The organism is Gordonia heveisoli, assembly GCF_030315745.1.
Lineage (GTDB): Bacteria > Actinomycetota > Actinomycetes > Mycobacteriales > Mycobacteriaceae > Gordonia.
Genome location: NZ_JASXSH010000023.1, coordinates 1 through 15,538 on the forward strand (window position 1 = coordinate 1; position 15,538 = coordinate 15,538).

Genomic DNA, 15,538 nt, shown 5'->3' on the forward strand with positions numbered 1-15,538 from the left:
TTCCTCGGTGCCGATCGCCATCCGTGGCTGATCCCACCCGCCACCGTCGATGCGCGGCGTCGGCCGTTACCGGCCTACAACCGGCGCACGATGCGCCTGTCAGATACCGAACTCGCCGCCGCCTGACCCCGCCCTGCCTCCGAGTGTTACCTCGTGTGAGGTGCTGTGTTCGTTGACAACTCCACAGTGTGACGGGCGAAGTGCGTCCATCCCGGATCGCCGCGTCAGCGCGGGGTGCGGCGGTCGCGGTTCGCCTCGGCCCCTCGGCCGGTGCCGGTGGTGTCGTCCTCGCGCAGGCACATCGACCGCACCACGTTGTGGTAGTTCACCAACCCGTAGGTCAGGGGGAGGAGGGCGACCCGGCCCGCGAGCCCGGTGGGTGACCAGGTGCCGACTCCCGTGGGCAGCACGAGTCCGAGCGCAGCCGCCAACGGACTCTCCACAAGTCCGCCGACCACGCTGAACAGGTGTACCGACAGGTACCAGGAGTAGTAGGCGGCGGTCAGTGACTTGGTCACGGTGAGGTCGGCCAGGGACACGGTCTCGAGTGGGTTGTTTCCCTGGCCGAAGTTGTGGCCAAGGCCGAGGATGATGTCGGTGGGTGCGCCGCCGACGTAGGGGATGAAACCGCCTAGGAGTGAGGCGATCTGCTCGGCCTGACTGAAGTCGGCCGGATCGGCCGGGATCAGGTGATGTGGGATGCGCGTCGAGCGCATTCCGACGAGGATCTTGCGTGCCTCGGCGGCGATCAGTCGCTTCTGGTCGGCGCCGGTCACTGAACGCTGGGCGTAGTCGGCGGTGCGCGCCACGATGCGGCTCAGGGAGAGCTCGCTGATCGGGGTGCATGTCTCGTTGTCGGCGAGAGCGAGCTGGTCTGCGATATCGGCGACAATCGGCGCGATCGGGACGTCGAATCTGACGGAATCGCTCGGACGCCCCGCCGCCTCGCGCTGTTCATTGGTGACCTGTGCGACGCACTGGTTGACGACGCTGCTGGAGATCGCCTGATAGAGGTACTGCAATCCCAGCTGGCCGCCGAGCGTGACCAGGTTGAGGATCGAGTTGTAGCTGAGGCTGCTGACCACGACGTCGGGAGCGCCGGTGTCGGTCAGTGGGCTACCCAGTCGTGGCAGGAAGCCGACGCCGACACGCACTGGTGCGATCACCGTGACGAAGAGATAGACAAAGGCAGACTCAACGGCCTGGCTCACCGTGATGTTGCCGAGCGGAATCGCTTCGGATTCACGGCCATCGCGGATCTTGAGGAGATTGGACACGATCAGCTGAGAGATCGGGCCACGGTAGCGGGCCGAGCCGTCCTCACGGTCGGCGCCCAAGGTCATCGGGTTCTCCGAGACCGCCAGTGTCGAGACGTGCAGTCGCTTCATGTCGCGGTGGGCGATGTTGCGCTGGATGCGGGCTGGGCCCTGCAGGGCGGGCGGCAGCGTCGGGTAGATCGATTCGAAGAGGGAGTCGTAGACGACCGACAGGGTGGTGAATTCGCCGCTGACACAGCTGGTGTCCGCACCTCGCTGCGATTTCGGCGTGGCCAGCAGCGAACGCTTGGACTTCGCGATCCGTTCCTGCCGATCGGCGTATGACTCGGCCGGTTGCTGCCGGGCGGTGCGAGGAGTCCGGTGTTTGGTGACCGGACGTGGACCGGTGGGTTCGGCCGCCGGACGTGGGGAAAGCCCGGCTGCGAGCGCGGGTCCGGGATAGGTGGTGGAAACGACCGCGGCCGATCCGTTGGCGCTGGAGGTGGTGAGCGCGAACACGACCAGGGTTCCAACCGCCGTCGAACGCACGAACCATGGTCGCGTGCGCCGGAACCCCTGCGTGCGCCGGAACCCTTGGGTGCGTGGGAACGCCTGCGCGTGGTGTTGCCCCGATGCCACGTAAACCCCCGTGTTGTGTCGATCCTCGGCCGGGCCGATTGTCCGAAATGCTCCGCTTGCCGAAGCCCCCGGGAACTTAGCACACCCTCAGTAAGGGTCACCTAATGGCTTCGTGATGGACGTCTGCGTGGCATGCCGCCTGGCCGGCCGACCCGGCAGAATAGGCTCGAGTGGTGACCGCACCGCAGCCCCTGCATGACCCAGCCGTCGTCGACGCCCTCGGCGCTGACCTACGTGCCGCTGACTACACGACGACTGGCGTCGCCGAGTTCCTCGGAGACGGCGCGAATGAGGCGCTCGCCCGCGGGATCTGGTGGCCCGCCCTGTCGGTGACCGCCGAACCCGCCGACGACCGGCAGGCGCTGGCGACTCTCGTGCGGCTGTTCCTTCTGGGTAGCGATGAGTCAGAAGTGGCTCTCGCACAAGCCTTCCCGGCGACGAAGCTAACGGCTCTCGTTGCCAATGGGGTGGTCGAACCGACTCCGTCGGGTGGTTATCGCGCGGCACTCGACATCCGGCCACACGCGGACGACCACGCCGAATACCTCGTCATCTCCGATCAAGATGCAGCCATGCGGCCGGGACCTGTCGCCCACGACCACGTCCTGGGGATCGGAGGAGCCTCGGTCTCGTTGGCGCGTGCGGTGATTCGCGAACCGGCACGACGCGCCCTCGACATCGGGACCGGATGCGGAATCCAGGCCTTGCACCTCAACGCTCACTGTGAGGAGATCGTCGCCACCGACACCAACCCTCGGGCGCTGGCACTGGCCGCGGCGACCGCGCGGCTCAACGGCATGGAATGGGACCTGCGGGCGGGCAGCCTGTTCGAGCCGGTTGCCGGTGAACGGTTCGACCTGATCGTCTCCAACCCGCCGTTCGTCGTCGGGACCGGTGGTCAGGACTACATCTATCGCGACTCCGGAATCGCCGGGGACGCGCTATGTGAACGGCTGATCCGCGAGCTGCCCAATCACCTCAACCCCGGTGGTACTGCGCAACTCCTGGCGAACTGGATGATCATCGACGGCACCGACTGGCGTGAACGCGTCGCCGGCTGGCTCGACGGCACCGGGCTCGACGCATGGGTGGTGCAACGTGAGGCCGCCGATCCGATCAGCTATGTGTCACTGTGGCTTTCGGATGCGGGGGAGGACCCGGCCGAGGCGGCGCGGCGCGGCGAACACTGGCTGGCGTGGTTCGAGGCGACCGGGGTCAGCGCCATCGGCATGGGGTCGATCACCGTGCGCGCCCACGAGATCGGGGAGGACCGCGAACCGGACGTGGTGATCGAGGAGATCACCGGCGCCGGTGAGGAGGTGACCGGTCCCGAGGCCGCGGCCTTTTTGGCCAGGCGTGCCTACCTGCGTCGTACCGACGACGAGGGGCTGCTCGCCGCACGGTTGTCGACGGCGCCGGTGTTCCTGGAGGAGCAGTCCCTCCCCGGCGAGGACGGCTGGCAGCAGGTCGCCGCGACGGTCCGGCGTCCCGGTGGGCCGGGGGCGGCGCTCGGGGTCGACGAGGTGTCCCGGGCACTGCTGGCGGGCTGTCGTGGCGAGGTTCCGCTCGGCGTCCTACTCGGATTGCTCGCCGATTTCCACGGAGTCGACGGAGATGCGCTCGCACAGGCCGCGCTGCCCGTCGTCCGCGAGGCGATCGGACGCGGCATCCTCTACGAGGCCCGGTAACCGGCCCCGACGTCAGCCGAAGGTCGCGTCGAGGGCCTGACGCAGGTCGTCGACGATGTCGTCGGCGTCTTCGAGACCGACCGAGAAGCGTAGATGGCCCCAGGTGCGGAACTCCTCCGGGTAGGCGGCCACACGGGGGCCATCCGAGCCGACATGCACGATCAGCGATTCGTCGTGACCCAGCGACACCGCCGAGGTGATCAGCCGCAGATTCCCGACGAAACGATTCTGAGTCGCCGAATCGCCACGCACCGCGAACGCCATCATCGCGCCGGTGCCCCGGCCGCCGAACTGGCGGACGGCCAACGCGTGCTGCGGATGGGACGGCAGGCCGGGATAGGCGACGTAGGCGATCCGGTCGTCGTCGGCCAGGAACTGTGCCACCTGACGGGCATTGTGTTGATGCTGGGCGAGTCTCAGTGGCAACGTGATCGCTCCGCGGGCGATCAGCCACGCGTTGAACGGCGAGATCACCCCGCCCACGTCGACCATGGCCTGAGTCTTGATGTCGTCGATCAGGTCACGTCGGCCCAGGACAGCACCGCCCATCGCATCACCGTGACCGTTGATGTACTTCGTCAGCGAGTGCACGACGAGGTCGGCGCCGTCGCTCAGCGGGCGGTACAGCGGAGGTGGGGTGAAGGTCGAGTCGACCAGCAGCAGGGCGTCGGCAGCATGCGCGATATCGGCGATGGCGGCGATATCGGCGACCTTCGTCGTCGGGTTGGCGATGGTTTCGGCGATCACGAACCGGGTCGTCGGGCGCAGCGCCGCCCGGACCGCATCATGGTCGGTGATATCGACGAAGGTCGCCTCGATGCCGTACTTCGTCGGCAGGAGATGGGTCCATAGTTTCCAGGTCGCCTCGTAGGTGGTGTCGGAGACGACGACATGGTCGCCGGTACTCAGGAAGGTGAAGAACACCGCGTGCAGGGCCGCGACGCCGGATGCGAGGACCACTGCGTCCTCGGCCTGCTCCAGGGTCGCGAGCTTGGTCTGCAGGGCGACCTGGTTGGCGCCGGTGTTGCGCGTGTAGAACAGCTGGTCGGTGCCCGACCAGCTCATCGACTCCGGGTCCGGTGGCAGGTGATAGGAGTTGGCCATCGTGATCGGTGTGCGGACCGCGGCGCCCGAGTTGTCGTTGCCGCTGTGCACACTGGCGGTCATGTCTCCGGTCATCGGGCCACTCCTGCTCGTGTCGGTTCCTCGGATTCGTTGATCTCGGATGCGCCGATCTCGGATGCGCTGATCTCGGATACGTCCGACTCGACCTCGGCGAAACGCCGGGACACGGGCGACGGCGTGAGCGCCGAGTGTTCACGCCGCAGTGCATCCCACAACAGCGCTGGGGCGCGGTGCAGCCGATCGATTCCGGCGGCGCGGCGAAATTCGGCCCAGGCCCAGCACATACCGAAGACGAGGATGACCGCGGCGTTGACGGTGATCGGATCCCACGGTCGGTGTGCGATGTGCACCGGCACGATGACGAGTGCGATGGCCTGCAGCACATACGAGTCGAGGCTGCGTGTGCCGGTCATGACCAGCGGCCGCAGCCAGTCGTGATGCCACCAGCGCAACATCAGCCGGAAGATGCCGTAGATCGCCGGAACCAGTACCCAGGCACCGACGGCGCGCGCCGGCGCGAAGTTGAGTTTGTCGGCGAAGTTCGGCTCGAGGTGCATCCACGGTCCGGTGTCGACGACGTAGTGCGAGAAGCACCAGACGCAGGCCGCGCCCAGGATGATCGCGAGCAGCCACCGGTCGACCCGTTCGGGAATGCGCCACCGCTGCCAGTTCCAGCCGACGACAACCGCCGGGATGAACATGATCTGCCAGCCCGCCCAGTTCTCGGTGTGCGGGCTGCGCATATGTGCGGAGATGAAGAACCAGTCCGGCGCGACCGTCTGTGCGGCCACATACAGCGCCAGCGACGCCACCAGGATCGGCGCCCACCAGCCGCGCATCAGAAGCGGGAAGAGCAGGAACGCCGACATCATCAGCACCATGTACAGCATCAGGATGTTGGCCCCGGCCGGCAGATACTTCATGGTCAGCGCGAGCCAGATTCCGTCGGACCAGCCGTCGATGTCGAGCAACCGCGTGAGCCAGCGGTGTCCGGCCATTGCCGCGGCCACCGCGACCAGTGCAATGGTCAGCTGACACAGGTACAGCACGACGATCCGTTTGGCGAGGCGCTGGTACGCGTAGCCGAGTCCATGACGCTCGATCCAACCGCGGTACACCAGACCCAGCACGAGGCCCGACAACATCACGAAGACGGACATCCCGTCCACGTATGGAAAAGAATGTGTCGGCTCGGCGATGGGGGTGCCACCGGCGAAGTGCGAACTGATCATGCTCCAGATCGCCAGCCCGCGGGTGGCGTCGATGGCGAGATCACGTTTCATCGCCTGGGAGCCTAGTCGCCCCCAGGGACGGGAGCGGCCCCGCGTCCGGGGTGTGCCGGATGCGGGGCCGCGCTCGTCACGCTCGCGGGACAGTGAATGCCCGATCAGGTGTACAGATCCGCGATGGCTGTCTTCTGCGCTTCGTGGATGACGTTGCGCTTGAGCTTCAGCGTCGGGGTCAACTCGCCGCTCTCGATGGTGAAGTCGGTGTCGAGGATGACGAACTTCTTGATGGCCTCGGCCTTGGAGACCTTCGAGTTGGCCTCGGCGACCGCCGCGTCGATCTCGGCGTAGATGTCCTTGTTGCTCGCCAGTTCGCCGATCGGGGTGTCGGCGGGCAGGTGATGACGTTCCAGCCATCCGGGCAGCGCCTCGGCGTCGAGGGTGATCAGTGCCCCGATGAACGGCTTGTTGTCGCCGACGACCAGGCACTGGCTGACCAGCGGATGCGCCCGGATGGTGTCTTCGAGCTGCGCGGGGGAGACGTTCTTGCCGCCGGCGGTGACGATCAGTTCTTTCTTACGGCCGGTGATGTAGAGGTAGCCGTCCTCCAGCTTGCCGATGTCGCCGGTGTGGAACCAGCCGTCGCGCAGGGCATCGGCGGTCGCGGCCGGATTCTGCCAATAGCCACCGAAGACGACCGGCCCCCGCAGCAGCACCTCGCCGTCGTCGGCGATGCGGATGCCGACCCCGGGCACCGGGCGCCCGACCGAGCCGACGCGCTGATATTCGTCGTTGTTGGCGGTCACCGCCGCGGTGGTCTCCGACAACCCGTATCCCTCGTACACGGGGATGCCGACGCCGCGGAAGAAATGTCCGAGGCGGGCGCCGAGTGGTGCGCCGCCGGAGATCGCCCCTTCGCACTGTCCGCCGAGCGCGGCGCGGAGTTTGCCGTACACCAGCTTGTCGAAGATGGCGTGACGCAATTTGAGGCCGAGGCCGATCTTGCCGCTCTCGGTGGCCTTGCTGTATTCGATCGCGGTGGCGGTGGCCTTGTCGAAGATGTTGCCCTTGCCGCCGTCATACGCTTTCTGCTTGGCGGAGTTGTAGACCTTCTCGAAGACCCGCGGCACGGAAAGGACGTAGTTCGGTCGGAAGACCGCGAGGTCGTCGATGAGGTGGGGGATGTCGTTGGTGTGGCCGAGCATCACCGCGTTCTCGACGCAGCCGACCGCGACGACCCGGGCGAAGACATGGGCCAGCGGCAAGAACAGCAAGGTGGACTTGCCCTCGGCGAGACCGGCACCGACGGCATCGCGGGTGGCGGCGCATTCGGCCAGGAAGTTGGCGTGGGTGAGGACCACGCCCTTGGGGCGGCCGGTGGTCCCCGACGTGTAGATCAGGGTGGCGGCATCGGTGGCGAGCGCGTTGGCGTGCCTGCGGTCGAGTTCGTCGTCGCCGATCTTGGCTCCGCGCTTGGACAGGGTGGCGAGGGCGTGATCCTCGATGAGGAGGCTCTCGCGCAGGGCGGGTGCCTCCTCGATGACCTGGATGTGCTTGGTGTAGTGCGCGTGATCCTCGACGATCAGTAGCTTGGTGGCCGAGTCCTCGAGGATCCACTTCACCTGATCGGGTGCCGAGGTCTCGTAGATGGCGACGGTGGTCGCCGCTGCGCGCCAGATGGCGTAGTCCAGGACGGTCCACTCGTAGCGCGTCGAGGACAGGATGGCGACGCGGTCGCCGGGTTCGATGCCGGAGGCGATCAGGCCCTTCGCGACCGCGTCGACCTCGTCGGTGAACTGTTTGGCCGTGACGTTGATCCACTGCCCGCTGGAGCGGCGTTTGAACAGCGGCAGGGTGGGCCGCTCGGCGCGATAGCGGAGGATGGTGTCGATCAACGTCGCCTTGTCGTCGATCGTCAGATCCGACGGGGTGGCGTATTCCTGCATGAACTCTCCTGTGACCAGCGAAATAGACGGTGCCGAAGCGGACAATTCGGACGACCGAAGACATGCGTCGATCGAGGTGAAAAGCGTGTCGACGGCCGAACACTGAGTGAAACTGACGGTACCAGTATTCGTGTGACGCATCACACCAACCCGATGCTGTGGCGAGGGGTGTGCCGGTGATCGGGCAAGTGGGACATCACACGTACTTTCTCCGCGATGCGGCTTATCCTCGCCTTGGCCATTAGAGTTGAGGTCGATATGAACGAAACGCGCAGCGCATGAGTACCCACGACGACAACGACAACTCCCCGGCGGACGGCCCCGAAGCCGGCGGCTTCGACGATCTCGGGCTCGATCCGCGCGTGCGTGCGGCCATCACCGATGTCGGATATGAGACCCCCTCACCGATCCAGGCGGCCACGATCCCGCTGTTGATGGCGGGCCGTGACGTGGTGGGACTGGCGCAGACCGGTACCGGTAAGACCGCCGCGTTCGCGATCCCGATCCTGTCCCGCCTCGACGAGTCGGCACGCAAGCCGCAGGCGCTCGTGCTGGCGCCCACCCGCGAGCTAGCGCTGCAGGTCTCCGAGGCCTTCGGTAGCTATTCGTCGCATATGCCGCAGGTGAAGGTCCTGCCGATCTACGGCGGCCAGAGCTACGGCGTGCAGTTGTCGGGTCTGCGTCGTGGTGCCCAAGTGATCGTCGGCACCCCGGGACGTGTCATCGACCATCTCGACAAGGGCACTCTCGACATCTCCGAACTCGAGTACCTCGTGCTCGACGAGGCCGACGAGATGCTCACCATGGGCTTCGCCGAGGACGTCGAGCGGATTCTCGCCGACACTCCCGAGAGCAAGCAAGTCGCACTGTTCTCGGCGACGATGCCCAGCGCGATCCGACGCCTGGCAGGCAAGTATCTGAAGAACGCCGAAGAGGTCACGGTCAAGTCCAAGACCGCCACCGCGCAGAACATCACGCAGCGCTATCTGCAGGTGTCCCACCAGCGCAAGCTCGATGCGCTCACCAGGTTCCTCGAAGTCGAGTCCTTCGACGCGATGATCGTGTTCGTCCGCACGAAGTCGGCCACCGAGGAGCTCGCCGAGAAGCTGCGGGCTCGCGGGTTCTCGGCCGTTGCCATCAACGGTGACCTGGCTCAGGCGCAGCGCGAGCGGACCATCAATCAGCTCAAGGGCGGCAAGATCGACATCTTGGTCGCGACCGACGTCGCCGCCCGCGGACTCGACGTCGACCGGATCTCGCATGTCGTCAACTACGACATCCCGCACGACACCGAGTCGTATGTGCACCGCATCGGTCGTACCGGTCGTGCCGGCCGTTCGGGCAATGCGCTGCTGTTCGTGTCGCCGCGCGAACGGCATCTGCTGCGTTCGATCGAGCGGGCCAACCGTGAGCCACTGACCGAGATCGGGCTGCCCAGCGTCGACGACGTCAACACGCAGCGCAAGGCGAAGTTCGCCGAGTCGATCACCGAGAACCTCGGCTCCGATCACCTCGACATGTTCCGCAAGCTGGTCGAGACCTACGCCCAGGAGAACGACGTGGCGATGGCGGATATCGCCGCGGCCCTCGCGCTCGAAACGCGGGATGGCGGGTTCCTGATGGCACCGGATCCGCCGGAGGGTGAACGCCAGGCACGTCGTGAGCGTGCACCGCGCGGTAGTTCGGGCGGCAACTTCGCCACCTACCGGATCGCGGTCGGCCGCAAGCACAAGGTCTCGCCCGGTGCCATCGTCGGTGCCATCGCCAACGAGGGTGGGCTGAGCCGCGGTGACTTCGGCAACATCAGCATCCGTGACGATTTCAGTCTGGTCGAGCTGCCCGACGATCTCGGCAACGAGACCCTCGCCGCGCTCCGGCACACCCGGATCGGTAAGAATCCGATCGACCTGCGTCGGGACATGGGTGCACCGCGTACCCGCGGTGGTGCCAAGCGCACCGCGTCGGGCCAGCGGGGTGGCCCCCGCGAGGGGCACGGTAAGCGTGGCGGCGATTGGGGTAAGCGCGGCGGAACGCCGCGGGTGGCCGGTCGCCGACGCGGCTGACGGCCGCGCCGAGGCGCACCGGCAGCGGTAGTTTCGCTCCGCGTGGGATCAGACTTGTCAGATCGAGATAAATCCGTAACCTTTTAGTTGGGGGACGGACATACCCGGCGGTATCGCAATCCGCGATCTGACCACACTCGATCTCTAGGAATGGTGAGTCACCAGTGTCAGTGGTGAATTCGATCTCAGCAGCCGAAGCCAACGACCACATCCGACATGGGTGGGCCACCATCGTCGACGCGCGCCCGCAGGTGATGCGCCACCAGGGGAGTCTGCCCGGCGCGGTCGTCGTCGATCCGACCGACGTGGACAGCCGGTTGGCGCCGACGCCGTCGGGCACTTTCCCGGTGGTGACCGATCCGGACGCCGAGATCGCGGTGGTGTCGGTGCGGTCCCAGGCGATGCGGATCGCCGAGCAGATCGCCGATCTCGGTTACACCAACGTTCGCTACGTCGATGGTGGGTACGGCGCGCTGCGCTCGGCCACCGACCGCTCCTGAGCCTCGGTCTCATCCCAGTCGTGCCGGCCGTCGCGGTCGGCCATGTCGTCACGCCTACCGGGCCGCGCGCTTGGTAGCGTAGCCGGGCATACGTGGGAGAACGAGGAGCACATGGAGGACGCCAGTCACGACGAGGCTCGTGATCAGGTCACGCGGCTGATCGGAGTGCTGCGCGGACTCGTCCGGTCGCGGTCGGAGTTCGTGGGAGATGTCGCCGACCACCCGGGGATGGTGTGGGTAGGTCCGACGACCCCGGTGTCGCTGCGCTCGGGTGCCGTACCCGGGCAGGTGCTTGTCGAGCTCGCTCCCGACGCCGCCGGCTACGATGACCTCGCAGGGCTCGTCGACGAGTTGCACGACAATCCCGAGACGCTTGAGCTGGTCATCGCCAATGCGCTACTCACCGTCGCCGAACCGGAGAACGACACTGCGCCGCTGATCCGGGAGCATCTGCTCACCCAGCACGTCGTCGCCGATCGGCTCGACGACGAGACCCTGCGGATCTCCATCGGTGCCGGTGCGGTGCCGATGGTGCATGACGCTCATCTGCTCGCCACGGTGGACGGCATCGACCTGTCCGGGGCGATCCGTAAACGGGCCAAGCTCGCCGAGCAGGCTGCGATCGTCAACTCCGCGACCGGTGATCTGGTGGCCGAGTGGATGGAACGGATCGAGGTCGATCCAGCGGTGGTCGACGTGTCGGTGGACATGCGCCCGGCGATCGTCCTGCGCACGCGCGGGGTGGCGTCGTCGCTCGCCTTCTACGACGCGATCCTGGCGTCCCTGGCCGACCCCGACATCCCGGTACCGTTGGGTCTGGCCCAGTTGGTCCGCCCGATCGAGGCGGCCGAACGCGTTGCGGCCCTTGCTGATTCCGAGGCCATCAGCGCCGGCGAGCTCGTGTCGGATGCGCTCTTCCCGCTGTCTTCCAATGTGGAACAGCGCGACGTCCTGGCCCGACTCGGTGTGGACAGCGGAGTCGTCGTCGAGGGGCCGCCCGGCACCGGCAAGACCCACACCATCGCGAATCTGATGTCGGCGCTGCTGGCCAAGGGTCAGCGCGTGCTGGTCGTCAGCGAGAAGGCCCACGCTCTGCACGTCCTACGGGATATGTTGCCCACCGGAATCCGCGATCTGACCGTGTCCATCGCCGACGTGCGCCAGGACAGCTTCGACGCGGTGGCCGACGGCGCTACCACAATCGCCGAACGCAAGGCCGGCTATTCCGACGGTGTCGCGGAGGCCGAGATCGCCGATCTGATGGCCCGGCGCGATCAGGCGCGGTCGCGTCGCGAGCAGATCATGCGTGACCTGTGGGAGTTGCGCGCAGCCGAGGTCGAAGTTCACGAATGGGTGGCAGGCGACTATCGGGGGACTGCCGCGGAGGTCGTGCGGGCGGTGCGCGCCGCCGCCGACCGGTTCGACTGGCTCCCCGCGCCGGTCGACGGGGTGGTACCGCCGCTCGATGCCGACGAGTTCGACCGGTTCGTCACCTTGATGCGCAGCACCGGCGGCGCCACCGACCGCTTGGCCCAACGATTCTTCAACCTGTCCGACCATCTGCCCGATCAGACGGCCATGGACCAGATCTGTGCCCGGATCAGTTCCCGCCCACGTGAACCGATGACCGGCAGTGGCTCGTTGCTGTCGGTGCTCGACGGCGTGGAGAGTGATCGGCTGCTCCGCATCAAGGAGATCTGCGAACATCTCGCGGTCTCGGCTACCGAGGTGCGGGGTTTCCCCTCGACGATGGTCGACATGGCCGACCGACTTTTGGGTGGACAGGCCACGCACCTGTGGTCGCGACTGACCGCGTTGTCGCCGGTCATCGCCGAGGCGGCCCGCCGCGACCGGCAACTCGGTGCGCATGCGGTGATCGTCGATGGTGCCGGTCCGGGCGACGCCGCCCTGTTCGACGCGGCGGCCGACCATCTGGCAGCTGGCGGGCGCTGGCGGTCGAAGCTGCGTCGTTCACCCGCGCAGCGAGCTGTCGAGGAGTCGGCGGTACGAGCACTGGTGGATGGTCGCGAACCCACCGATGCGGCCTCGCTCCGGTTTGTCGCCGACCATCTGACCGTCACCGAAGCCGTGTATCAGGCGCATCGTCTGCTGGCCGACCTGCATGTCCCCATCGACACCTCCGGTTCGCGCTCGGCCCAGCTCAACCTGCTCGTCCGCCTCGATACCCAGCTGAGCTGGATCTCGGATCTGGTCGCCCGGCGTGACCGCCTGGTGCATGAACTGGAAGCGATCAGTCCCGGCGGGCCGCGTCCGCGCACCGTTGCCGCGGTCGCCGAGGTGGCGCAGCAGGCCAGGCTGATCGCCGCCACCAACGACGCGGTGATCGCCGAGACCGAACTCGCCGACACCGCATACGCGCTGTCGCACGAGGTGGAGAAGGGGCCGTCGCCGGAAGGCGACGCGCTGGTCGCCGCGCTGGCCAATGCCGACGCCGACGCCATTCGGCAGGCCCGCCGCGCCTACGTCGCCGCACGCGCGGAGTACGACGAGCAGATCGCCGTCGACCTGCTCGGACTCCGGTTGCGCAGCAAAGCGCCGGAACTGTTCGCGGCGGTTGTCGACAACCCCGAGGACCCCGCCTGGGTCGGCCGCGCACGAGACTTGAGCGCGGCCTGGTCGTGGCGGCGTGCGCACACCTGGGCGGCGGAACGCTCCGACCCGCATCGGGAAGCCGAGCTGGCCGCCGCGCTCGACCAGGTTGAGGTGGACATCGCGGCGACGACCACGCGCCTCGCGGCGGCACGGGCGTGGCGGGCGTGTCTGGCACGCACCACCGTCACCCAGATCCAGGCGTTGCAGTCCTACCGCGATCACATGATCAACCTCGGTAAGGGATCGGGGAAGCACGCCAGTCGATTCCGGGCGGCCGCTCGTGAGTCGATGGTGCAGGCGCAGTCGGCGGTGCCGGCGTGGATCATGTCGATCAGCCAGGTGTCGCAGATCTTGCCCCCGACCGGTGACGCCTTCGACGTCGTCATCGTCGACGAAGCCAGCCAGGCCGACGTCACCAGTGCATTTCTGCTGTGGCTCGCGCCGCGGGTGATTGTGGTCGGCGACGACCGGCAGTGCGCGCCGACCGGGCTGGCCGGCACGACCCTCGACGAGGCCTTCGCGAAGCTCGACGCGCAGCTTCCTGACCTGCCGCACTACCTGCGCGACAGTCTCACGCCCCGGACCAGCCTGTTCGCGCTGCTGCGCAGCAGACTCGGGCATGTCGTCGCCCTGCGCGAACACTTCCGGTCGATGCCGGAGATCATCGAGTTCTCCTCACGACAGTTCTATCGTGGGTCGCCGCTGGTCCCGGTCCGTCAGTTCGGCGCCGACCGACTCGATCCGCTGCGCACGGTACGCGTCGAGGGCGAAGCGCAGGGATCGGGTGCCGCGCTGACGAATGAGGCTGAGGCACAGGCGATCTCTGAGGCGATCGAAGGTTGTCTGGCCGACCCTGCCTATGTGGGACTGGATTTCGGGGTGATCGCGCTGCAGGGCACCAAGCAGGTGGAACTGCTCGAACGGACCATCCGGGACCGGGTCGGCGAACAGGCGTGGCGTGCGCGCCGAATCCGGGTCGGCTCGCCACCGGACTTCCAGGGCGACGAGCGACGCGTCGTCTTCCTGTCGATGGTGGTCTCCGATCCAGGTGCGATCTCGGCGCTCACCCGCGCCGAATCCCAACGCCGGTTCAATGTGGCCGCTTCGCGTGCGATGGACCAGCTCTGGCTGTTCCATTCGATTGACTTGGATGACCTGCGGGACAACGATCTTCGGTATTCGCTGCTGGGTTATATGCAGGCGAATGCCGGCACGGTGACGGCACCCATGCCGCATGATGTCCCCGATCATGAGCGCGTCGAACCCTTCGACAACCTGCTCGAGCAGCAGGTCTTCAACCGGCTTGTCGCGCTCGGCTACCACGTGACCCCGAAGGTCACGGTGAACAACCGCGATATCGATCTCGTCGTGACGGGCGCCGATGCGAGGATGGCGGTCGAATGCGATGCCGACACGTTCCGGACCACCGGGCGCCAGGCTCGGTCCGATCTCGAACGGGAACGTGAACTTCGCCGGTGCGGGTGGGAGTTCGTGCGCGTCCGGGAGTCGGAATTCGCTTTCGATCCCGACCGGGTGATCGCGTCGGTCGCCGCGGCGCTCGACGCCCGCGGGTGTAAGCCAGGTTCCGTCATCGATTCGGCGGCCCCGGCGCCCGATGACGGTGCCGATGCCGAACGGGCGGCCTGGCAGCCGATCGATCTCAGCGCTGGGGACTGAGTAGCGGGGACTGGGTAGCGGGGACTGGGTACCGGTCGCGTGCCGGTCAGGCGGTATCCGGGTCCTGTTCGGCGCTGGTCGTGGCGGCGATCCAGGTGCGCAGTTCGTCGGCGGTCGTGTCCGGGTCGCGGTCGCGCCGCACCACGAGTCCCTTGACGAAGCTGACCTTGTCGCCGTCGTGGCGGGGGACGACGTGCAGGTGGGTGTGAAAGACGGTCTGGAAGGCGGCGCGCCCGTCGTTGAGCGCGAGGTTGACCCCGTCGGCCGACAGTGGGCCCGAACGCATCGCGGTGGCGACCCGCTGCCCGGCGCGGATCAGGGCGCCGCCGTGGGCGGGGTCGAGATCGGCGAGCCCGGACGAGTGGACGCGGGGTACCAGCAGCGTATGGCCGCGAGTGACCGGCCGGATGTCGAGAAAGCCGACGATGTCGTCGTCGGAGTAGACGATGCGGGCCGGTGCAATACCGGCCACGATGTCGCAGAAGACGCACGCAGTCATGGCTCAACCCTAGTGGCGACATTCGGGGTGGGGTAGATCACATCACGATTTCATAACGATATGCCGAGCGATTGTTCGGGTGTCACGGCGGTTGTGGAAATCCGGCTGAACAGTGCCGATCATCGGGTCGGCTGACCTACTCGAGTGGGGCTGGAAAGTTACTCGCGGGGTTACCGGCGGGTATACCCGGGGGTCGGCGATAAACATGAGGGATCCCTCACTTTCGTGTGTCATCATGGTTCTCACGTTCACGTCGACGCCGACTCGATGCCGAGTTGTTGGCCGTCAATGTCCTTGTGTGGCAGA

Annotated in this window: 9 protein-coding genes; 4 read left to right on the forward strand and 5 right to left on the reverse strand. The window is 66.9% G+C overall.

The features are described from left to right. Positions 1 to 224: 224 nt before the first annotated feature. Positions 225 to 1,805 (reverse strand): hypothetical protein, encoded by a 1,581-nt coding sequence (locus tag QSJ18_RS17265; protein ID WP_286327864.1) that lies wholly within the window; start codon positions 1,803 to 1,805, stop codon positions 225 to 227. 263 nt (positions 1,806 to 2,068) lie between these two features. Between QSJ18_RS17265 and QSJ18_RS17270 the strand changes: the two genes are divergently transcribed. Then, positions 2,069 to 3,583, forward strand: coding sequence for a DUF7782 domain-containing protein (locus tag QSJ18_RS17270; RefSeq protein ID WP_286327865.1), 1,515 nt, complete (start codon positions 2,069 to 2,071; stop codon positions 3,581 to 3,583). A 12-nt stretch (positions 3,584 to 3,595) separates the two neighbouring features. Here the strand turns inward: QSJ18_RS17270 and QSJ18_RS17275 are convergent, their stop codons facing one another. From QSJ18_RS17275 to QSJ18_RS17285, 3 genes are all read right to left on the reverse strand, one after another. After that, positions 3,596 to 4,762: a trans-sulfuration enzyme family protein gene (locus QSJ18_RS17275; RefSeq protein ID WP_286327866.1), complete on the reverse strand. Its 1,167-nt coding sequence runs from the start codon at positions 4,760 to 4,762 to the stop codon at positions 3,596 to 3,598. Beyond that, positions 4,759 to 5,991 (reverse strand): OpgC domain-containing protein, encoded by a 1,233-nt coding sequence (gene opgC, locus QSJ18_RS17280; protein ID WP_286327867.1) that lies wholly within the window; start codon positions 5,989 to 5,991, stop codon positions 4,759 to 4,761. The genes QSJ18_RS17275 and opgC overlap by 4 nt, the downstream gene beginning before the upstream one ends. A 104-nt stretch (positions 5,992 to 6,095) precedes the next feature. Then, complete coding sequence (locus tag QSJ18_RS17285; RefSeq protein ID WP_286327868.1) at positions 6,096 to 7,880, reverse strand: AMP-dependent synthetase/ligase; 1,785 nt, start codon at positions 7,878 to 7,880, stop codon at positions 6,096 to 6,098. A gap of 278 nt (positions 7,881 to 8,158) precedes the next feature. Between QSJ18_RS17285 and QSJ18_RS17290 the strand changes: the two genes are divergently transcribed. From QSJ18_RS17290 to QSJ18_RS17300, 3 genes are all read left to right on the forward strand, one after another. Further along, complete coding sequence (locus QSJ18_RS17290; RefSeq protein WP_286327869.1) at positions 8,159 to 9,943, forward strand: DEAD/DEAH box helicase; 1,785 nt, start codon at positions 8,159 to 8,161, stop codon at positions 9,941 to 9,943. 164 nt (positions 9,944 to 10,107) lie between these two features. Beyond that, a complete protein-coding gene (locus tag QSJ18_RS17295) occupies positions 10,108 to 10,443 on the forward strand; it encodes a rhodanese-like domain-containing protein (RefSeq protein ID WP_286327870.1) in 336 nt (111 codons plus the stop codon). A 111-nt stretch (positions 10,444 to 10,554) separates the two neighbouring features. Continuing rightward, the gene (locus tag QSJ18_RS17300) at positions 10,555 to 14,733 is read left to right on the forward strand and encodes an AAA domain-containing protein (protein ID WP_286327871.1); all 4,179 of its coding nucleotides are present in this window, start codon (positions 10,555 to 10,557) and stop codon (positions 14,731 to 14,733) included. Between the two features lie 46 nt (positions 14,734 to 14,779). On the opposite strand, the gene QSJ18_RS17305 is transcribed toward QSJ18_RS17300, so the two are convergent. Beyond that, positions 14,780 to 15,232 (reverse strand): HIT family protein, encoded by a 453-nt coding sequence (locus tag QSJ18_RS17305; protein ID WP_286327872.1) that lies wholly within the window; start codon positions 15,230 to 15,232, stop codon positions 14,780 to 14,782. Between the last annotated feature and the right edge of the window lie 306 nt (positions 15,233 to 15,538).

What these genes read in the sequence shown, in the direction of transcription:
- QSJ18_RS17300 (WP_286327871.1), top strand. Translation starts at nt 10,555, where the DNA reads ATGGAGGACGCCAGTCACGACGAGGCTCGTGATCAGGTCACGCGGCTG.
- QSJ18_RS17305 (WP_286327872.1), bottom strand. Translation starts at nt 15,232, where the DNA reads ATGACTGCGTGCGTCTTCTGCGACATCGTGGCCGGTATTGCACCGGCC.
- QSJ18_RS17275 (WP_286327866.1), bottom strand. Translation starts at nt 4,762, where the DNA reads ATGACCGGAGACATGACCGCCAGTGTGCACAGCGGCAACGACAACTCG.
- QSJ18_RS17285 (WP_286327868.1), bottom strand. Translation starts at nt 7,880, where the DNA reads ATGCAGGAATACGCCACCCCGTCGGATCTGACGATCGACGACAAGGCG.
- QSJ18_RS17290 (WP_286327869.1), top strand. Translation starts at nt 8,159, where the DNA reads ATGAGTACCCACGACGACAACGACAACTCCCCGGCGGACGGCCCCGAA.
- opgC (WP_286327867.1), bottom strand. Translation starts at nt 5,991, where the DNA reads ATGAAACGTGATCTCGCCATCGACGCCACCCGCGGGCTGGCGATCTGG.